Raw genomic sequence first — 20,078 nt, forward strand, 5'->3', positions numbered from 1 at the left:
TAATCATTACCAAAAAATAATTCAAACGATATGAACCCTTCACCACTTACGGGCTTCAGTTCCGTCTGCATCCACGCCGGCCACGAGCAGGACCCCAGGTACGCCCATCTCACGCCGATCTACGCTTCCTCCACCTACGTGTACGACTCCGCCGAACAAGGCATGCGCCGTTTCAGCGGGCAGGAAGACGGATTCATCTATTCCCGCTGGGATTCTCCCAATTTCCGGGAAGCGGAAGCCAAGATCGCCGCGCTCGAAGCTTTCGGGCTCACGGGGCCAGACGGCAACCCGCTCGTTCTCAAGGCGAAACTGCACGCCTCCGGCATGGGCGCCCTTTCCACGCTCTTCCTCGCCCATCTCAAATCGGGCGATAAAATATTGTCGCACTATTCGCTCTACGGCGGCACCGACGAGCTGTTCCGCAAGATCCTCCCGCCGCTGGGCATCGAAGCCATCATCATGGACCTCCGCGACCTGAACGCCGCGGAAGACATCCTGAAAAAGGACCCCGCCATCAAAATGATGTACCTCGAAACGCCCGCCAATCCCACACTTCGCTGCGTAGACCTCGAAGCTTTGACCGGCCTGGCGAAAGCGAAAAACGTCATCACGGCGGTAGATAATACCTTCGCCACGCCGTACCTCCAGCAGCCCTTCGCCTATGGCGTCGATTACGTTTTCCATTCCACCACCAAATTCCTCAACGGTCATGGCACCGCGATCGGCGGCGTGCTGATCGGGCGCGATGTGGAGCTCATGAACGGCCCGGTGGAAAAGGTGCATCGCCTCCTCGGCGCCAACTCCAACCCGTTCGACGCATTCATGCTCACGCAGGGCATCAAAACGCTGGAAGTGCGCATGGAACGGCATTGCCACAACGCGATGGAAGTGGCGGGCTTCCTCGACGGGCACCCCGCCATCGCCACCGTGAATTATCTCGGCCTCGCCGATCACCCCGATTTCATGATCGCATCCCGACAGATGAAACACGCCGGCGCCATGTTGAGCTTTGAGCTGAAAGGCGGACTGGACGCGGGCAAACGATTTATCGACAAGCTGAAAATGTGCCTCCGCGCCGTGAGCCTCGGCACCACCGACACGCTCATCTGCCACCCGGCTTCCATGACCCATTACAGCGTACCGAAAGAATTGCGCGAGAAATACGACATCACCGACGGGCTCATCCGCATGAGCACCGGCATCGAATCCGTGACGGATATCCTCACCGATCTCGACCAGGCCCTCGCCTAAACGACTATATTTGCAGCATGATTACGATCCGCAGCGCTGAAAGAAAAAGATTGCGCCCGCATGATGGAACTGGTGCGGGAACTGGCATTATATGAAAAAGCACCCGAGCAGGTGACGGTGACTTTGGAACATTTCGCAGAATCCGGCTTTGGCCCGAACCCGGTATGGTGGGCGTTTGTAGCGGAGGAAGACGGCGTTATCGCCGGGATGGCCCTGTATTATATCCGCTATTCCACCTGGAAAGGCACCCGGATGTGGCTGGAAGACATCGTGGTGTCTGAAAACCACCGTGGCAAAGGGCTCGGCAAACTGCTGTTCGACCGCCTGCTCGAAGAAGCGCGGGCAAAAGGGTTCAGCGGCATGATGTGGCAGGTGCTGGAATGGAATGAGCCTGCTATTAATTTCTACAAAAAATACAACGCCAAATTCGATCCGGAATGGCTGAACGTCAGTATCGATCTGTGATTTGGACGGCATAAAAAACGAAGCGTCCCGGCTCTGAGGAACCGGGACGCTTTTTTTATATCGTTCAGCGAAGGATTACGCCAGCACGAGCGTATCGCTCACGCCGTCGGTCGCTACGTTTTTATCGATTTTCGCGATGAGCCCCTGCAACACTTTACCGGGCCCTACTTCGGTGAAGCGGGTGGCGCCATCGGCCACCATGGCCTGTACGCACTGTGTCCATTTTACGGCGCCGGTGAGCTGGGTGATGAGGTTCTGTTTGATTTCTACGGGGTTGGTCACGGCTTTGGCTACCACGTTCTGGTAAACGGGGCAGTTCGGCGTGTTGAACGCGATAGACTCGATGGCGGCCTGTAATTCTGCCTGGGCGGGCGCCATGAGCGGCGAGTGGAAGGCCCCTCCTACCGCGAGCTCCATAACGCGCTTGGCGCCGGCGGCCTTGAGCAGTTCCATCGCTTTGGCGATACCGGTTTTGGTGCCGGAGATCACCAGCTGGCCGGGACAGTTATAGTTGGCGGGCACCACGGTGTCGTCCGTGATGGTGGCGCAGATTTCTTCTACTTTGGCATCGTCGAGCCCGAGCACTACCGCCATGGTAGACGGGGTGATCTCGCAGGCTTTCTGCATGGCGTTGGCGCGGATAGACACGAGTTTGAGCGCGTCGGCGAAGCCGAGGGCGCCGTTGGCCACGAGGGCGGAGAATTCGCCGAGGGAGTGGCCGGCCGTCATGTCGGGACGGGCGTTTTCCAGGCAGAGGAACCCGATCACCGAATGGAGGAATACCGCCGGCTGGGTTACTTTGGTTTGTTTGAGGTCCGCTTCCGAGCCTTCAAACATCACATCGGAGATCCGGAATCCGAGCAGTTCGTTGGCTTGCTCGAAGAGATCGCGGGCTTTGGGACTTTGTTCGTAAAAAGCCTTGCCCATACCGGTAAATTGTGCTCCCTGACCGGGAAAAACGAATGCGTGCTTCATTGATATGATTAATTATCAGATGGCAAATATATATAAAAAATTATGGTTTAATCCAGCACGGAAAGTGTCCGGGTCAAACCATATGTGTTTTGGACCAATATGATAACGGCTGATTAGCGCCGGCCCATGAGGTCGGAACTGATGAGTTTCATGAATTCGGCGCGGGTGGTCCCGTCTTCGAACTGGCCGCTGAAGGCGGACGTGGTGGTTACAGAGTTCTGTTTCTGCACGCCGCGCATCATCATGCAGAGGTGTTGCGCTTCGATCACCACGGCTACGCCCTGGGGCTGCAGCGTATCCTGGATGGCGTCCAGGATCTGGTGGGTGAGGCGCTCCTGCACCTGGAGGCGGCGGCTGAAAATGTCCACCACCCGGGCGATCTTGCTGAGCCCGGTGATATAACCATTGGGAATGTAGGCCACATGCGCCTTTCCGAAGAAGGGCAACATATGGTGCTCGCACATGGAATACAGTTCGATGTCTTTCACGATCACCATTTCACTGTACGCTTCCGTGAATTTGGCGCCGTTCAGCACTTCCTTCGCGTCTTGCTGGTAACCCTGCGTGAGGAACTGCATGGCCTTGGCCATCCGTTCCGGGGTTTTTACCAGCCCTTCGCGCTCGGGGTCTTCGCCCAGCAGGGCGATGCTATTGCGGTAAAACTCCTTCAACCCGTTCGTCACTGATTCGTCGTACTGCTCTTCTTTATGGTAAGCCATGTGCTGCTGTGTTTTTACTGGTTATTTACCGCCGTAGTATTCCACGTAGATCTTGGAAGTTTCGTGCAGCTTGATGCAATGGAGCTGAACGGTCCCCGGCAGATGTTTTTCGAGTTGTTCCCAAATGGCGATGGCCACGTTTTCCGCGGAAGTGAATTTGTCTTTCATGAAATCCACGTCGAGGTTCAGGTTTTTATGGTCGAGCTTTTCCACCACCACATCGTTGATCAGGACACCTAACGTTTTGGCGTTGAATACAAAACCGGTTTCAGGATCAGGTACGCCTTTTACCGTTACGTGCAGTTCATAGTTGTGCCCATGCCAGTTGTCGTTGGCGCATTTGCCGAAAACTTCGTGGTTTTGCTCCTTACTCCACTGTGGATTGTACAACTTGTGCGCAGCATTAAAATGCTCGACGCGCGTCAAATAGATCATTTGTTCCTTGATAAATTTCTGCAAAGTTAAAGCAATTCGTCGAAAACGTACCTTTATGGGATGAAACTGCTCGTTGCCGCCGCTACGGAGGCGGAAATCCAACCCACGATCGCCTGGCTGAAGGAATCCGGAAGAACGGACGTAGAAACGATCATCACGGGCATCGGCCTGTTCAGCGCGGCTTTTGCGCTGGGGAAGCGCCTGGCAGCGGGGGATCGGCCCGCACTGGTGCTCCAGGCCGGCATCGCGGGCACTTTCGACCGGAACGTGAAGCTGGGCGATGCGCTGCTGGTGGAGAAGGAATATTTCGGCGACCTGGGAGCGGAAGACAACGGCGTTTTTCGGGACCTCTTCAGCATAGGGCTCTGGAAGCATGATATGCACCCGTTTACGAATAATTATTTATTGAATCCGTTTGACAGGGTACCGCCATCCCTGGCGCAGTTGCCCCGGGCATCCGCGGTTTCCGTCAATACAGTATCCGGCGAAGCCGCCACCATCGCGCAACTGGAACAACAGTACGCCCCCACGCTCGAAAGCATGGAAGGCGCGGCGCTGCACTATGCCTGCCTCATGGAAAACGTCCCCTTTCTCCAGCTGCGCACCGTATCCAATTACGTGGAACAGCGCGATAAATCGAAGTGGGACATCAAATCGGCGGTGATCCGCCTCAACACACTGCTCCGCGATACGATCAACGAATGGAATAACGAACGATAAAAAGAACGATATATGCAACTGAGCTTAGGATTTTCGCCCTGCCCGAACGATACTTTTATTTTCGACGCATTGGTGAATGGAAAGATAGATACGGAGGGTTTGCAATTCGACACCCGGCTGGAGGATGTGGAAACCCTCAACAAATGGGCCCTCCAGGGTAAACTGGACATCACGAAACTGAGTTTCGCCGCCGGTCTCCGCGTGGCAGACAAATACCGCCTCCTCAACAGCGGAAGCGCGCTGGGCCGGGGTTGCGGCCCGCTCCTCATTGCCCGGGAGCCCCTTTCCCCCGAACAGATCTCACAACTTAAAATCGCCATCCCCGGAGAAAATACCACGGCCAACCTCCTCTTTTCCATCGCTTACCCACACGCGAAAAACAAGGAGATCATGGTCTTTTCCGACATCGAACAGGCGGTAATTTCCGGCAGGGCAGACGCCGGCGTCATCATCCACGAAAACCGCTTCACCTACCAACAAAAAGGCCTCGTGAAAATCACCGACCTCGGCGCTTTCTGGGAAGAAAAAACGGGGCACCCGATCCCCCTGGGCGGCATTTTCATCCGGAAAGACATTCCCGAAGCCACGGCCCGGCAGGTAGACGCCCTCATCGCGAAAAGCCTGCAGTTTTCCTTCGCCAACTACCCCACCCTCGCCCCTTATGTCAAGGAACACGCGCAGGAGATGGACGAGCAAGTGATGCGGCAGCATATCGAATTGTATGTCAACGACTTCAGCCTGGATTTGGGCGAACAGGGGCACAAAGCGATCGAAGTGCTGAAGGAAAAAGCCGTATTAGCAGGCAGATAGCGAATTCAGTATCGGTCGCGGTCACCAGGAACCGGCTTCCGGATTACTATTGCTACGGTTACAGTACTGTATCCGTACTACATCCCTACTATATCTCTACTGTATCCCTGTATAACGCGGGCTACACCACAGTCGCCATCATCAAAACGACGATACTATTTTCACAAAAAGCGTATGCATGGCGTACGCTTTTTGTTTTCATGGTTTCAACGCCTTCCCGTACACTTCCAGCGCCCGTTTCCGCGCCATTTCGTGGTTAACGACCGGCTGAACATACGTAAGCCCATCGATCTCCGGCACCCATTTCCGGATGTACTTTCCTTCCTTATCGAATTTCTGCGCCTGCAGCGTAGGATTAAACACCCGGAAATACGGCGCCGCGTCGCAACCGGAGCCCGCCGCCCATTGCCAGCCGCCGTTGTTGGCCGCCAGGTCGTAATCCAGGAGCTTTTTGGCGAAATACGCTTCGCCCCAGCGCCAGTCGATCAGCAGGTGCTTCGTGAGAAAACTCGCCGTCACCATCCGCACGCGGTTGTGCATGTAACCGGTTTCGTTCAGCTCGCGCATCCCCGCGTCCACGATAGGGTAACCGGTCTGTCCCTCGCACCAGGCGCGGAATTCCCGCTCATTGTTCCGCCAGGCAATATTGTCGTATTCCTTTTTGAAAGACGCATGCACCACATCCGGAAAATGCCACAAAATCATCTGGTAAAATTCGCGCCAGATCAGCTCTTTCAGGAATGTATCGTTCAGTTTCGTGGCGCGGCGCACCAGTTCGCGGATGCTCACCGTCCCGAAGCGCAGATGCACGCTCAGGCGGCTCGTGCCCGGAATGGCAGGATAGTCGCGGGTTTGGTCGTAATGTTTAATTATGGCGTCTTCGGGATCAGGCGCCGGGAAATCGCGTTGCGTGGGCACGAAGCCGATGTCGCCCAACGAAGGGATAGGGCGCTCGTCCTGCAGATGGAAATTGCCGAAATATTTTTCCATCGAATAGGATTTGACGAAAAACGGTTCCATCGCGGCCAGCCATTTACGGCTGTAAGGTGTGAACACCGTATAAGGTTCCCCGTTATCCTTCAACACTTCCCCCTTTTCGAAAATCACCTGGTCTTTGAAGGTTTTGAACGGGATGTTCCTTTCCCGGAGATACGCGCCGATGGCTTCGTCGCGCCCGCGGGCGTAGGGCTCGTAATCATGATTGGCGAAAACCCCGGCTACGTCGTACACCTCCGTGAAATGACGGAACGCGGCGGCAGGGGTACCGTGATACACATGCAAAGTGCTCCCCATCTTCAGCAGTTGCTGCTGCAGGCCGGCGAGCGCATCGTGGATGAATTGCAGCCTGCGATCGGCCCGGTCTTCCAGGTCGTCGAGGATATCGGTGTCGAAAACGAACACGGGCACAACGGGGCAGCCGCTGCGAAGGGCGTGGTATAATGCAGCCTGGTCGTGCAGGCGAAGGTCGCGGCGGAGCCAGCAGATAACAATTTTCATGCGCAGTTTTTTACAGGCGATGCGGCTCCCCGGGCGGAAAAGTTCAATGTCAGATGGAAAATCGAAGATACGGCGAACTTACAACATGGATTCGTACAGCAGGTCGTGCAGGATGGCGGACGTGGCGTTGCCGTAACTGGTATCGCCGAATTCGCCCACCCATCGGATGCCGTAGATGGCGTTGGTGAGGAAAATCTCGTCGGCCGTTTGCAGATCGCGCACGGTCAGCACCCGTTCCTGGATGTGGAACGGGAATTCGGTGGTGAGGATGTGCTTGCGCATCACGCCGCACACGCACCCTTCCGTCAACGGCGGCGTGAAAACATCGCCGTCTTTCACGATGAACACGTTCGCAACGGTTGTATCCGCCACGCGACCGTATTGATTGAGCAAAACGGCTTCGGCCACCTGGTGCTGGCGGGCGTACATGGCGGCCAGCACGTATGGCAGACAGTTGTTGGATTTGACGTTGCTCAGCTTGTCACCGGTTTTCACGGCATCGGGGAATACGTCCAGCGAAAGCCCCGTACTGTTCAGTTCGAAAATATGTTCCGGCAATTCCCAGGACTGGATGAGGAAATGCGGCGTATGATCGACCGGGTCGTACAGCCCCGTTCCCGCGCGCCATACGGTGAGGCGCACACGCGCGAGATCGCTCACGCCGTTGGTGCGGCAGAGTTGTTGAATAAGGTCGATGAAATAATCTTTCGTAAAATGCGGCGGTATGTGAAAATGCAGGATATGCAAACTGGCGACCAGCCGTTCGAAATGCAGGTCGGCCAATAACAGTTGCCCCTGGTACACTTTCATGGTTTCGAAGCACCCGTCGCCATACCGGAAACTGCGGTTATCTACGGTGAGCAACGGTTTGTCGGCCGCCATGAATCTTCCGTTATAACACAATTGCATACCGTAAGTTACGATTATAAAATCATTTCGGGAACATCGCCGTCAATGACCAGCCGGCCGGCCGTTTTGGCTTTGATTTCGTCTACGGTCACGCCTGGTGCGCGTTCCAGCAGCCGGAAGCCTTCGGGCGTAACATCGAGCACGGCTATTTCGGTGACGATTTTCCTGACGCAGCGCACGCCGGTGAGCGGCAGGGTGCATTGGGGCAGTAATTTGCTTTCGCCTTTGGGATTGGTGTGCATCATGGCAACGATGATGTTTTTGGCCGAAGCCACGAGGTCCATCGCGCCGCCCATACCTTTCACCATTTTCCCTGGGATTTTCCAGTTGGCGATATCGCCCGAGTCGGAGACTTCCATGGCGCCGAGCACGGTGAGGTCTACCTTCCCGGCGCGGATCATGCCGAAGCTTTCGGCGGAGTCGAAGAAGGCGCCCCCCGGCAGGATGGTTACCGTTTCCTTCCCGGCGTTGATGAGATCGGGGTCGATGCCTTCTTCGGTCGGGTAAGGCCCCATGCCCAGCATCCCGTTTTCGGATTGCAGCATGATGGAAATGCCTTGCGGAACGAAGTTGGACACGAGTGTGGGGATCCCGATCCCCAGGTTCACATACATCCCGTCGCGCAATTCCTGCGCGATGCGTTTGGCGATGCCGTATTTATCAAGAGCCATAGCGAAAATCAGATTTTGACGGTTTTTCTTTCGATGCGTTTTTCATAATCATGTCCCTGGAAGATGCGGTGCACATATATCCCGGGAACGTGGACCTCGTCCGGGTCCAGCTGACCGGGCTCCACCAGTTCCTCCACTTCCGCGATGGTCACATTGCCCGCCCGCGCCATGGAAGAACTGAAGTTGCGGGTGGTTTTGCGGAAAACGAGGTTCCCCATCCTGTCGCCCTTCCAGGCTTTCACGATGGCGAAATCGGCCGGCAGCGCCAGTTCCATGAGATAATCCTTCTCCCCGAAACGCCGCGTCTCCTTCCCTTCCGCAATTTCCGTCCCGAAACCCGCGGGCGTGAAAAAGGCAGGAATGCCCATTCCCGCCATGGCGATGCGCGTGGCCAGGGTACCCTGAGGAATGAGGTCCACCTCCAGCTCGCCCGACAACAATTGCCGTTCGAACTCGGCGTTCTCGCCCACGTAGCTCGACATCATTTTCTTGATCTGTCTTGTCTTCAGCAGCAATCCCAACCCGAAATCGTCTACCCCCGCATTATTGGAGATACACGTCAGGTTGCTGACGCCCTTGCGCACGAGGGCTGCGATACAGTTTTCCGGAATGCCGCACAGGCCAAATCCTCCGAGCATGAGGGTGGCGCCGTTGGGGATATCGGCGATGGCCTCGTCGGCGTTTGCAACGATCTTGTTCATCTTCTCAGTTTTTGTTTGTAACCGAAAGATGGAACGCCTCTACGGGCGTTTCATGTTTTGGTGTGTATAACGTCAGAATATATTCAGTTTCAAACTGTCCGGACTGGGCCAGAACAGGGAATCCATACGGGTGCGGCCCAATTTGCGCTGTTCCCTTTCGTTGCGCGCCCGGTCTGTGGAATCGATGGCTTCGCGTTTGCGGCGCACGATGTCGCCCATATCTTTATATATCGCCTCCAGCCTGTCTGGATGCGATTCGTAAAATTGCCAGCTTTTCAGTGAACGTTTCGCGGTCGGTTTTATGGAGCAGCAATATCTGTGCGTACAGGGTTTTACTCGCCGAATCGCGCATGGCTTCCGTGATGTCTACCGAACTGCGGCCTTCCATCATCTGCTCCCGCGCAAACACGTCTGCATAGTTCATGTCCAGCAAAATATCGCGCATCTCGTTTTTCCCCAATACGCCTTTCGGTGTACGGTCCGCTTCGCCGCAGGCAGCCATGAGGGCTGCGATGAAGAGGACACCCGCTATCTTTCTCCAATTCTTCATAGTCTTATATTACTTCATTTGCTGGTACTTGTTGGCATTCGGCACGTCGAGGACGGACAGCATCTGGATGGCCCGCATTTTTTCCTGCGGCGGCGCTTTGGAAAAGAGTTTCATCAGCTCTTCGTTCTTGGCGGCAAAAAAGCTTTGCACCACCATCGAGTTGGGCTGGTCTTCCTGGATGCCCATCAACATGTTCAGGCAATTCATGATGGCGGCGCGGCCCTTGTTCATGTCTTCGTACATCTGGTCGAGCCCCAGGCGGTGATAGGTATACATCACGTCGTGGAACCGCGCAAACTTGACGTTCAGCAGGTTGTCCTGCAGCCAGTAACGGTTACGGTTGCCTTCGAAAGCTTTCCACCCGGAAACGTCTTTTCCGTCGGGGGCGTTATTCACAATATTAAGGGCTTTTTTAAAATAATTGTCGCCGCCGCGGGGGAAAACGAGTCGTAATCCAGCCCTAAAATGATGTAGCAGTAATAGGCGATAACGGCGGTGAGGTTGGATGCCAGGGGGTCGTTCCCGGAAATGCGCTGTTCGTTGAATTCCATGGGCTGGAACTCGACGTACCGGAAAACCAGGTTGTTATCCTGCGTGTTGAAAATGCTGGAGGTGTAGCTCGTGTTGAAGACGGGCCGGCCCGCCTGCACGGTGAGGCTCGCGCGGTAGGTATTGTTCCCGAGGTCCTGGGTAACGTTGAGGAGGAAATTGCATTCGATGCGTTCGGAAGTGGTGAACGCGTCGTCTGTCCACCGCCGGCCGTTGATGAACTCGTTGAGGGCGGTCTGGAGGGTGGTGAAGATGCGTTTTTCCACGTTGGTGCCCAGTTGGGCGGCCTGAACGGAAACGTTGGCGCGGAATTCCTGGGCGCCGGCGGCAAGGGATGCCATCAAACAAAGGCAGAAAGCGAGAAGTTGTTTACCCATGTTGCATGTCGATTATAGCCGAAACGATTTCCCTGGCAGCGTCCTGCTTGGATTGCAGGGGAAGCTGGCGCTCCTGGCCGTCGGCGCGGAGGAGGGTGATTTTATTGGTATCGTAGTTGAACCCGGCGCCGGGGTCGTTCAGGGAATTGAGGACCACCATGTCCAGGCGCTTGTCGTTCAGTTTCTTCAACGCGTATTCGCGTTCGTTATTGGTTTCGAGGGAAAATCCGACGAGGGTTTGACCGTCTTTCTTCGAAGCGCCGAGTGCCCGGGCGATGTCCGCGGTTTTTTCGAGCTCGAGGTTCATTTCGTCGTCTTTCTTCTTGATTTTTTTATCGGCGACGTCGCGCGGGCGATAATCTGCCACGGCGGCGGCCATGACGAGGATGTCGGCTTTCGGCGCGAATGTGGTGCAGGCGTCGAACATCTGTGCGGCGGTCGTCACTTTTTCGGTGGTGACCCCGGCGTGGTGGGTTTCGCGGGGGGTGGGGCCGAGCACGAGATGGACGGAAGCGCCGGCTTCTGCGAGGGCTTCGGCGATGGCGATGCCCATTTTACCGCTGGAATGGTTGCTAATGAAGCGTACCGGGTCTATGGGCTCCTGGGTGGGCCCGGCGGATACGAGGGCGGTTTTGCCTTTGAGGGGCTGGCCGTCTGACCTGCCGGAAAAGAAGTTGTAGAGGTAGGAAACGATGGCTTCGGGCTCTGCCATGCGGCCTTCGCCGAAGAGGCCGCTGGCCAGTTCGCCGCGGTGAACGGGGAGCTGGCGGTGGCCATAGGCGAGCAGTTTGCCGACATTGGCTTTGGTGGCGGGATGGAGCCACATATCTTCGTCCATGGCGGGTGCGAAAAGGACGGGGCAGGTGGCGGAAAGGTATACGGCGAGCAGGAGGTTATCGCAAATGCCGTTTGCCATTTTGGCGATGGTGTTGGCGGATGCGGGGGCGATGAGCATAACGTCTGCCCAGCGGCCGAGCATCACATGGTTGCTCCAGCTGCCGTGTTCGGAGATGTGGACGCCGACTTCCTGTTTCGATAGGGTGGCGAGCGTGAGGGGCGTGATGAAATCGCAGGCGGAGGGGGTCATGAGCACCTTCACCTGGGCGCCTTCCTTGACGAGGAGGCGCACGAGCAGGGCGGCCTTGTAGGCGGCGATGCTGCCGGAAACGCCCAGTAGGATCTTCTTACCTTGTAACATCTGGCAAAATAAAAGCGGCAGAACAACGATATTCTGCCGCTATGAAATTAGTATTTTTCACAAATACAACGAAGGATCAGGAATACAGATCGTCGTCGTTTTTGCGGAAATAGATCTTATTGTCCAGGAATTCCTGGGTAGCCTGAATCGCGGAATTCGCCATTCTTTCGTAGAAACGGGAGATTTCGATCTGCTCTTTGTTCTCGTGCACTTCTTCCAGGTTATCCGTGTGGGAGGCGAACTCTTCCAGTTTGGAGTGGAGCTCTTCCTTCACGGTAATATTGATCTGGTTTGCCCTTTTGGCAATAATGGCAATGGATTCGTACAGATTACCGGTTCTGTTTTTGATATCGGTCGTGTTTTTAGTCTCAACCCAGGGGTTCAGGCTACTGGACAGACTCCGTTTTATTTTGCTCATTTTCCAGCGTTTTAATGTTATTTTTTGCTAAGGTAAAGTATTTTTCGGCATCCCCGCGCAATTTGCTGGAGGGATAGCGGTCATTGAACTCGAGATATTCGTTTACGACGGTCTCGAAACGCTCTTTCTGGCGGAAGTGTACGCTGTTCTTGGCATAGTTATAATATGCCTTGATAGCCATATACTTATAGCTGTCGCTCCGCTCGGAGTCCGGGTAAGCGCGCATGAGGCTTTTGAAGGCCACGCCCGACGCTTTAAAGTGGCCGAGGTTGTAATACAGTTCGGCGGCGTTGAAATCTTTCTGTTCCAGTTTCCGGCGGAGGAGGTCGATCACGACGGAGGCCTCGGTGGATTTGTCGGACTGGGGATAGGTGTTGATGAAGGTCTGCATGGCTGCGATCGCCTTCATGGTATTGGTCTGGTCCAGCGCTACCTTGGGGGAGAGTTTATAATAGCAATAGGCTTGCTGATAGTCGATCTCCATGGCGCGGGGGCTGGACGGCAGGGCGTCCAGGTAATTCTTGAAGTGGAAGGCGGCCTGGGTGTAATCTTTCAGGTAGAAAGAACAGTAGGCGTATTTATAATACAGCGGCTCGAATTTGTCAGTGCCTTTGAATACGGGGATCATTTCCTCATATAAGGTCTGTGCCATCTGGTACTTCTTCTTCTCGTACATTTTATCGGCGTACGCTAACTTCTTGTCCAGGTCATTGCTTTTTTCAATGCGCCTGAGTTCCCGGTTACAGGAAGCAGCAGCGAGCGTAAGGGCCACAAGGCCAACTAGTAAGAAAATTTTCCTCATAAAAAAGAATCGCAAAGGTACGAATTAAAAGCAAAATCCGGACTTGACATAATGGAGGGCCGTTAAAAATTTGCCAAAAAGCGGATTTTCGTCCCGCAGCGCGTTTTCAACACCAAAACCCCGGTTATAAACATTTTTTCCACACATCTCCAGCTTTATCCACAACCCACCCTTCCCCACATACCTCAAACCTGTGCCTGCAGGCACGATCCTCGTGTGGAAAAAATATAGAATACATTTTTTCGGTTAAAAGTGGGAAAAAGTGTTATTTTGTGTTAGAAAATGGAAATCAGGTACTAAAACGAAGCATGACGGGCTTTTTAGGAGAATATGAATCTACGCTGGACGCAAAAGGGCGTTTCCTGCTCCCTGCCGGGTTTAAACGGCAGCTGCCGGAAGACGCAGGGGCCCAGTTTGTGCTGAACCGTGGCTTCGAGAAGTGCCTGACTTTGTACCCGATGAGTGAGTGGACGCCTATCCAGGAGAAAATTGCCAAGTTGAACGATTTTGATCCGAAAGTTAGGGAATTCCGCCGCTATTTTCTGAATGGTGCAACCATTGTGGAGCTGGACAGTGCAGGCCGCCTCAACATCCCGAAGAACCTTGCTGTACATGCGGGGCTGGACAAAGACATCGTCCTGGCCGCAGCCAACAACAAGATCGAGATCTGGGACAAGGCCAAATACCAGGAGTTCTTTGATAATTTTTCACCGGAAGCCTTCAGCAATCTGGCCCAACAGGTCATGTCGCCCGACGGTAGCAATATCCCCGGGTTGTAAAAACGGTACGTATGGAAGCAGGTTTCTATCATCAGCCCGTCCTTCTCCAGGAAGTGATCGAGCATATGCAGATCCGGCCAGACGGCCTGTATATCGACGCCACTTTCGGCGGCGGCGGCCATTCCCGCGCGATCCTTTCGCACCTGGGGCCGCAGGGCCGGCTGGTGGTGTTCGACCAGGACGAAGACGCTTACCGCAACCGCATCCCGGACGAGCGGGTCACATTTGTCCGCGAGAATTTCCGGCACCTGGAGCGTTTCTGCAAGCTGCATAAAGCCCTGGGAGCCGATGGCATCCTCGCCGACCTTGGCGTTTCCAGCTACCAGTTCGATACGGCGGAGAGAGGGTTCTCCACGCGGTTCGACGGGGCGCTGGACATGCGGATGGACAACCGCGCGAAGCTGACCGCCGCAGACGTGCTCACCACTTATTCCGAGCATCACCTGCACCAGCTGTTCCAGGATTACGGCGAAGTGACCAATTCACGCACGCTGGCCAAAACGATCGTGACGCTCCGGAAAGCACATCCGCTGCGGACCATCGGGGAGTTCAAATCGCTCATCCAGCCCATCGTGAAAGGCAATCCGGCCAAATACCTCGCACAGGTATTCCAGGCGCTGCGGATCGAGGTGAACGACGAGCTGGGGGCATTGAAAGACCTTCTCACCCAGTCTACCGCCGTGCTCAAACCCGGCGGCCGGCTGTCGATCATCACCTTCCATTCGCTGGAAGACCGGCTGGTGAAGAACTTTATGAAGAACGGCAGTTTCGAAACGGTGGAGGATAATCCCTACAGCTTCGAAACCCCGCCGAAAGTGTTCAGCCTGGTCACGAAGAAGCCGGTCACGGCCGGCGCCACCGAGTTGAAAGAGAACCCCAGAAGCCGGAGCGCAAAGCTGCGGGTCGCGGAGAAACGCTAAAGTTGTTACTTCCATCCTATCATCCCCTTTTACCGAATATACTGTCAGCATCATCAATCGCTAAACACGTAAAGGTTTGCAGGAAGAAGTAAAAGACATATCAGCGGAAATACCGCAGGAGAGCACCCCGGCAACGCCGCGGCGGGAATGGCGGCTGCGGATCAACTACCGGATGATCACGGACAACCTCCCCTTCATCCTCTTCCTCGCCGTAGTGGCATTGGTATACATCGCCAATAATCACCTCGCCGAGAAGAAGGTCATCCGGATCAACCGGCTCAGCCGCGAGATCAAGGAACTGAAATGGGAATACCTGAGCGTGAAAAGTGAACTGATGTTCAGAAGCAAACTGAGCGAAGTGAGCAAAGCCGTGGAACCCCTCGGCCTGAAAGAACTCAGCACCCCGCCCCAACGGATCGAACCGAAGGCGAAAACCGACAACGAGCAATAGGAAATTCACACCGATACTGATTCTAACCCGGCAAATGGAGATTAAAAAAGACATATTATGGCGGTCGTATCTGTGCCTCATCGGCATGGGCATCTTCGCGGTCGCCATCGTCGGACGGGTAGTTTTCCTCCAACAGGTGGAAGGCAACTACTGGCGCAACATGTCCGACAGTCTCCACACCGCTTATATGGACCTCGACGCCGACCGCGGCACCATCTACTCCGAAGAGGGCCGCATGCTGTCTACCTCCATCCCCTACTTCGATATCCGCATCGACTTCAAAGCCGACGGCCTGCAGGATAAAAAGAAAACGGTATTCAAGGATAACATCGATTCCCTTTCCCGCGCACTTGCCAACCTGTTCATGGACCGCTCCGCGGCCGATTATAAAAAGATATTGCAGGAAGGCTATAAAGAAAAGGACCGTTACTTCCTCCTCAAGCGCGATATCCGTTTCGACCAATACCAGCAGCTCCGCACCTTCCCCATGTTCCGCCTCGGGCGCAACAAGGGCGGCCTCATCGTTGAGACCAAGAACAAACGGATCAACCCCTTCAAGCTGCTCGCCAACCGCACCATCGGCCTGGCCCGCACCAACTCGCAGAACGTAGGCCTGGAAAATACTTACGACGCATTTCTCAGCGGCGTGACCGGGAAGCGCCTCATGCGCAGGATCGCCGGCGGCACGTATATGCCGGTAGAAGGGTACGACATCGAGCCGGAAAACGGGAAAGACGTCATCACCACCCTCGACGTGAACATGCAGGACATCGTGGAAACGGCGCTCATGCGGATGATGGTCCAGAACGAATGCGTGCACGGCACCGCCATCCTCATGGAAGTGAAAACCGGCAAGATCAAGGCCATCGCCAACCTCGGCCGCCAACCCGACGGCACCTACTGGGAAGATATGAACCACGCCATCCAGAAAGGGGAACCCGGTTCCACCTTCAAACTGGCCACCATGATCGCCCTGCTGGAAGACGGATACATCACGCCGAACACGATGGTAGACCTAAATTATGGTCGCTGGCCCATCAACCGCCGCATCGTATACGATTCCGAACCGCATCACCTCACCAACGTAACCGTCAAACGCGCATTCGAGCGCAGCTCGAACGTAGGGATGGCCAAGCTGGTGTATCAATATTATGCGAAGAAGCCTAACGAATTCTCGGCCCGCCTCCGCAAACTGCATCTGGACGAGCTCACCGGCATCGACCTTCTCGGCGAAGGCAAGCCGATGATCAAGACCACGGCCAACAAAAGCTGGAGCGCCACCACCCTTCCGTGGATGGCGTTCGGTTATGAAGTGACGCAAACGCCCATGCATACCGCCATGCTGTACAACGCGGTAGCCAACGGCGGTAGAATGATGAAGCCCTACCTGGTGAACAGCATCCAGGAATACGGGCAACCGGTGAAAAACTTCGAGCCGGTGATCGTGGCAGACAGCATCTGTTCGGCCAAAACGCTGAACGCGCTGCACGATATGCTCGAAGGCGTAGTACTGAACGGTACCGCCGCCAAACTGCAAACGCCCTACTACCGCTTCGCCGGCAAAACCGGCACCGCACTCATCGCGGACGGCAAGCGGGGCTATGCCGACAAGATTTACCAATCGTCTTTCGCGGGATATTTCCCGGCAGACGATCCGCAATACACCTGCGTGGTAGTGATCCGGAACAAGCCCCATGCCGCCAAATTCTATGGCGGCACCGTGGCTGGACCGGTTTTCCGCGAAGTGGCCGACAAGCTCTACGCCCTGGCCGTGAAGAAACCGCGTTACCTCGCGGGCAACGGCGGGCTGGATTCCATGATGGCCATGAAAGCCGGGAAAGGCAGTGAATGGAAAAGCGTAGCCGCCACGCTGGGCCTCCCTTACGCCGGCAGCCTCTCCAGCAGCAACTGGGTGACGGCAGACGTGAAAGGGAACAAACTGGCCTTCGAGCCGGTGAAACAACAAAGCGGCACCGTTCCCGATGTTAAGGGAATGGGCCTGAAAGACGCACTGTACCTGCTGGAAAATGCAGGGCTGCGCGTTGTGATCCGCGGCGCGGGAAAAGTGACCAGCCAGTCGCTCCCCGGAGGCGCCAACATAGGAAAAGAACAAACGATCATTATAGAACTGAGCTGATACAGATGAAGACGTTGCGGGACATATTATACCAGGTGCAGATCCTGGACGTGCAGGGCAATAATGACATTGCCGTGCAGGCGCTGCATATCGACTCCCGCCAGGTGAAACCGGGAGACGTGTTCATCGCCATCCGCGGAGTGGCGGCCGACGGCCATGCCTACATCCCGAAAGCCGTGGCGCAGGGCGCCGCTGCCGTGATCTGTGAGGAAATGCCCGAAGTGACCGCCGCCAACGTTTGTTACGTGCGCGTGAGCAACAGCCACCAGGCGGCAGGGATCATAGCCGGCAACTTTTACGACAACCCGTCGCGCAAGCTGCGGCTCGTCGGCGTTACGGGCACCAACGGCAAAACCACCGTGGCCACGCTCCTGTTCCGTTTGTACACGGCCATGGGGCATCATTGCGGTTTGCTGTCGACCGTGCAGAACCAGATCGGCGAGCGCATCGTTCCGGCCACGCATACCACGCCCGACCCCATCAATCTGAACGCCCTGCTGGCAGACATGGTGAACGAGGGATGCGATTACGCCTTCATGGAAGTAAGCTCCCACGCCATTCATCAGCAACGCATCGCGGGGCTGCAATTCGCGGGCGGCATCTTTACGAACATCACGCACGACCATCTTGATTACCACAAGACGTTCGACGAATATATCCGGGTGAAGAAATCGTTTTTCGACAACCTTCCCGCCTCCGCTTTCGCCCTCACGAACCTGGACGACAAGCGGGGCAACGTGATGCTGCAGAACACAAAGGCCCGCAAAGCCACGTACAGCCTGCGCACCATGGCCGAGTTCAAGGGAAAGATCCTCGAAAACAACCTCACCGGGCTGGTGATGCAGGTTGGCGCGAAAGACGTGCACTTCCGGCTGATCGGCGAATTCAACGCCTACAACCTCCTGGCCGTGTTCGGCGCAGCCGTGCTGCTGGGAGACGATAAAGACACCGTGCTGGCCGCGCTCAGCAACCTGAACGGTGCGGAAGGACGGTTCGATTACATCGTATCCAAAAACGAGCGCATCATCGGCATTGTGGACTATGCTCATACGCCGGACGCGCTCATCAACGTGCTCGCCACCATCAAAAACCTCCGCCAGGGCCATGAGCAGATCATTACCGTGGTAGGCTGCGGCGGCGACCGCGATACCACGAAACGGCCCATCATGGGAGAAGTGGCCGCCGAACATTCGGACAAAGCCATTTTCACTTCAGACAACCCGCGGTCGGAAGACCCCGCGGCCATTATTAAAGAAATGGAAGCCGGCGTGAACGTGACCCAGCGGAAGAAAACGCTGTCGATCACCGACCGCCACGAAGCCATCAAAACCGCCGTCAGCCTCGCGAAACCGGAAGATATCATCCTTATCGCGGGCAAAGGGCACGAAAAATACCAGGAGATCCAGGGCGTAAAGCACCCGTTCGACGATAAGCAGGTGCTGCGCGAGATCCTGGAAATGTTTGACAAATAGAAGATCACGACCAATTATATGTTATACTATCTGTTCACTTATCTTAAAAACGAGTTCAACTACACCGGTACCGGGATGTGGCAGTTCATCACGTTCCGTATCACCATGGCGTTGTTGCTCTCGCTCGTGATCTCGCTGCTGCTCGGCAAGCGCATCGTGAAATACCTGCAGCGCAAGCAGATCGGGGAAACCATCCGCGACCTGGGCCTGGCAGGCGAACAGACCAAAAAAGGCACTCCCACCATGGGCGGCCTCATCATCCTTTCGGCCATGGTGATCCCCACCCTGCTGTTTGCAAGGGTGATGAACGTATACATCCTCCTGATCCTGCTCTGCACCGTTTGGCTGGGGCTCATCGGGTTTATCGACGATTACATTAAAGTATTCAAGAAAAATAAGGAAGGGCTCGCGGGAAGATTCAAGATCCTCGGCCAGGTAGGCCTCGGCATCATCGTAGGCACCACCCTGTACTTCAATGAAAACGTGGTGATGAGCCGCGAGATCATGGACGGCAAGAAACTGGCACCTTACGAAAAAGTGGTGAGCAACGAACGCGTAACGCCCGACGGGCACCGCTTCGTGGACGTAAAAACCCCCATCACCACCATCCCCTTCGTAAAAAACCACGAGTTCAACTACAGCAAACTGATTTCCTGGATCCCCGGTGCGGAGAAATTCACTTTCGTGATCTACATCCTCATCGTGATCCTCATCATCACCGCCGTTTCCAACGGGGCGAACCTGACGGACGGGCTAGACGGCCTGGCGACGGGCGTTTCGGCCGTGATCGGGGTCTGCTTCGGCATATTCGCCTATGTGAGCGGCAACATCCAGTTCGCGGAATACCTGAATATCATGTACATCCCGCACCTCGGCGAGCTGTCGATCTTCATCGCCGCGTTCGTGGGGGCCTGTGTCGGGTTCCTCTGGTACAACGCTTACCCCGCCCAGGTTTTCATGGGCGACACGGGGAGCCTGGCGCTGGGGGGCATCATCGCTTCGCTGGCCATTATCGTCAGGAAAGAATTGCTGCTGCCCATCATCTGCGGCGTTTTCTTCGTGGAAAGCCTCAGCGTGATGATCCAGGTGGCATATTTCAAGTATACGAAGAAGAAATACGGTGAAGGAAGACGCGTGTTCCTCATGAGCCCGCTCCACCATCACTACCAGAAGCTCGGATATCATGAAAGCAAGATCGCCGTGCGTTTCTGGATCGTGACGATCATGTGCGTCGTATTCGCCATCGCCACACTGAAAATGAGATAATTGACA

General features: G+C 55.4%; 22 protein-coding genes and 1 pseudogene. 10 read left to right on the plus strand and 13 right to left on the minus strand.

What is annotated here, in order from left to right; translation table 11 throughout:
- The first annotated feature begins 30 nt into the window (after window positions 1–30).
- A complete protein-coding gene (locus WJU22_RS00320; protein ID WP_341841334.1) occupies window positions 31–1,251 on the plus strand; it encodes an aminotransferase class I/II-fold pyridoxal phosphate-dependent enzyme in 1,221 nt (406 codons plus the stop codon).
- Window positions 1,252–1,311: 60 nt separating this feature from the next.
- On the plus strand, window positions 1,312–1,716 hold the full coding sequence (locus tag WJU22_RS00325) for a GNAT family N-acetyltransferase (RefSeq protein ID WP_341841335.1): 405 nt from the start codon (window positions 1,312–1,314) through the stop codon (window positions 1,714–1,716).
- Between the two features lie 75 nt (window positions 1,717–1,791).
- On the opposite strand, the gene fabD is transcribed toward WJU22_RS00325, so the two are convergent.
- The 3 genes from fabD to WJU22_RS00340 form a co-directional block, all read right to left on the minus strand.
- Entirely contained in the window at window positions 1,792–2,691 is a 900-nt protein-coding gene (fabD, locus tag WJU22_RS00330) for an ACP S-malonyltransferase (RefSeq protein WP_341841336.1), read from the minus strand.
- 113 nt (window positions 2,692–2,804) lie between these two features.
- On the minus strand, window positions 2,805–3,410 hold the full coding sequence (gene folE / locus WJU22_RS00335) for a GTP cyclohydrolase I FolE (RefSeq protein ID WP_341841337.1): 606 nt from the start codon (window positions 3,408–3,410) through the stop codon (window positions 2,805–2,807).
- Between the two features lie 21 nt (window positions 3,411–3,431).
- On the minus strand, window positions 3,432–3,869 hold the full coding sequence (locus tag WJU22_RS00340) for a 6-pyruvoyl trahydropterin synthase family protein (RefSeq protein WP_240646692.1): 438 nt from the start codon (window positions 3,867–3,869) through the stop codon (window positions 3,432–3,434).
- Between the two features lie 36 nt (window positions 3,870–3,905).
- On the opposite strand from WJU22_RS00340, the gene mqnB reads away from it, so the two are divergent.
- Together mqnB and WJU22_RS00350 are read left to right on the plus strand one after the other, a co-directional pair.
- On the plus strand, window positions 3,906–4,565 hold the full coding sequence (gene mqnB / locus WJU22_RS00345) for a futalosine hydrolase (protein ID WP_341841338.1): 660 nt from the start codon (window positions 3,906–3,908) through the stop codon (window positions 4,563–4,565).
- 12 nt (window positions 4,566–4,577) lie between these two features.
- Window positions 4,578–5,375, plus strand: coding sequence for a 1,4-dihydroxy-6-naphthoate synthase (locus WJU22_RS00350; protein WP_341841339.1), 798 nt, complete (start codon window positions 4,578–4,580; stop codon window positions 5,373–5,375).
- Window positions 5,376–5,573: 198 nt separating this feature from the next.
- Here WJU22_RS00350 and WJU22_RS00355 read toward each other — a convergent pair whose 3' ends face one another.
- From WJU22_RS00355 to WJU22_RS00405, 10 genes and pseudogenes are all read right to left on the minus strand, one after another.
- Window positions 5,574–6,872, minus strand: a complete 1,299-nt coding sequence (locus WJU22_RS00355) for a deoxyribodipyrimidine photo-lyase (RefSeq protein ID WP_341841340.1) — start codon at window positions 6,870–6,872, stop codon at window positions 5,574–5,576.
- A 78-nt stretch (window positions 6,873–6,950) separates the two neighbouring features.
- Window positions 6,951–7,754 carry an aminotransferase class IV gene (locus WJU22_RS00360; protein ID WP_341841341.1) on the minus strand — a complete coding sequence of 268 codons (804 nt, stop codon included), beginning with the start codon at window positions 7,752–7,754 and terminating at the stop codon, window positions 6,951–6,953.
- 41 nt (window positions 7,755–7,795) lie between these two features.
- Entirely contained in the window at window positions 7,796–8,452 is a 657-nt protein-coding gene (locus WJU22_RS00365) for a 3-oxoacid CoA-transferase subunit B (protein ID WP_341841342.1), read from the minus strand.
- Window positions 8,453–8,460: 8 nt separating this feature from the next.
- Window positions 8,461–9,153, minus strand: a complete 693-nt coding sequence (locus WJU22_RS00370; protein WP_341841343.1) for a CoA transferase subunit A — start codon at window positions 9,151–9,153, stop codon at window positions 8,461–8,463.
- 72 nt (window positions 9,154–9,225) lie between these two features.
- A complete protein-coding gene (locus WJU22_RS00375) occupies window positions 9,226–9,372 on the minus strand; it encodes a hypothetical protein (protein WP_341841344.1) in 147 nt (48 codons plus the stop codon).
- A gap of 4 nt (window positions 9,373–9,376) precedes the next feature.
- A complete protein-coding gene (locus WJU22_RS00380) occupies window positions 9,377–9,703 on the minus strand; it encodes a hypothetical protein (protein WP_341841345.1) in 327 nt (108 codons plus the stop codon).
- Between the two features lie 9 nt (window positions 9,704–9,712).
- Window positions 9,713–10,629 (minus strand): annotated as a pseudogene (locus WJU22_RS27220) (DUF4835 family protein).
- A complete protein-coding gene (gene coaBC / locus WJU22_RS00395; RefSeq protein ID WP_341841348.1) occupies window positions 10,622–11,827 on the minus strand; it encodes a bifunctional phosphopantothenoylcysteine decarboxylase/phosphopantothenate--cysteine ligase CoaBC in 1,206 nt (401 codons plus the stop codon). Before coaBC ends, WJU22_RS27220 begins: the two are co-directional and overlap by 8 nt.
- Before the next feature lie 76 nt (window positions 11,828–11,903).
- The gene (locus WJU22_RS00400) at window positions 11,904–12,245 is read right to left on the minus strand and encodes a DNA-directed RNA polymerase subunit omega (RefSeq protein WP_126247713.1); all 342 of its coding nucleotides are present in this window, start codon (window positions 12,243–12,245) and stop codon (window positions 11,904–11,906) included.
- Entirely contained in the window at window positions 12,214–13,047 is an 834-nt protein-coding gene (locus WJU22_RS00405) for an outer membrane protein assembly factor BamD (RefSeq protein WP_341841349.1), read from the minus strand. The genes WJU22_RS00400 and WJU22_RS00405 overlap by 32 nt, the downstream gene beginning before the upstream one ends.
- A 308-nt stretch (window positions 13,048–13,355) precedes the next feature.
- On the opposite strand from WJU22_RS00405, the gene mraZ reads away from it, so the two are divergent.
- The 6 genes from mraZ to mraY all read left to right on the plus strand — a co-directional run bounded on the left by mraZ (window position 13,356) and on the right by mraY (window position 20,072).
- A complete protein-coding gene (gene mraZ, locus WJU22_RS00410; protein ID WP_341841350.1) occupies window positions 13,356–13,826 on the plus strand; it encodes a division/cell wall cluster transcriptional repressor MraZ in 471 nt (156 codons plus the stop codon).
- Window positions 13,827–13,837: 11 nt separating this feature from the next.
- Window positions 13,838–14,746: a 16S rRNA (cytosine(1402)-N(4))-methyltransferase RsmH gene (gene rsmH, locus WJU22_RS00415; protein ID WP_341841351.1), complete on the plus strand. Its 909-nt coding sequence runs from the start codon at window positions 13,838–13,840 to the stop codon at window positions 14,744–14,746.
- 76 nt (window positions 14,747–14,822) lie between these two features.
- Window positions 14,823–15,197 (plus strand): FtsL-like putative cell division protein, encoded by a 375-nt coding sequence (locus WJU22_RS00420; RefSeq protein ID WP_341841352.1) that lies wholly within the window; start codon window positions 14,823–14,825, stop codon window positions 15,195–15,197.
- Window positions 15,198–15,231: 34 nt separating this feature from the next.
- A complete protein-coding gene (locus WJU22_RS00425; protein ID WP_341841353.1) occupies window positions 15,232–17,334 on the plus strand; it encodes a penicillin-binding protein in 2,103 nt (700 codons plus the stop codon).
- 5 nt (window positions 17,335–17,339) lie between these two features.
- The gene (locus tag WJU22_RS00430; protein ID WP_341841354.1) at window positions 17,340–18,806 is read left to right on the plus strand and encodes a UDP-N-acetylmuramoyl-L-alanyl-D-glutamate--2,6-diaminopimelate ligase; all 1,467 of its coding nucleotides are present in this window, start codon (window positions 17,340–17,342) and stop codon (window positions 18,804–18,806) included.
- 18 nt (window positions 18,807–18,824) lie between these two features.
- Window positions 18,825–20,072 (plus strand): phospho-N-acetylmuramoyl-pentapeptide-transferase, encoded by a 1,248-nt coding sequence (gene mraY / locus WJU22_RS00435; protein WP_341841355.1) that lies wholly within the window; start codon window positions 18,825–18,827, stop codon window positions 20,070–20,072.
- The last annotated feature ends 6 nt before the right edge of the window (window positions 20,073–20,078 follow it).

The sequence above is a fragment of the Chitinophaga caseinilytica genome (assembly GCF_038396765.1).
Taxonomy (GTDB): Bacteria; Bacteroidota; Bacteroidia; order Chitinophagales; family Chitinophagaceae; genus Chitinophaga; species Chitinophaga caseinilytica.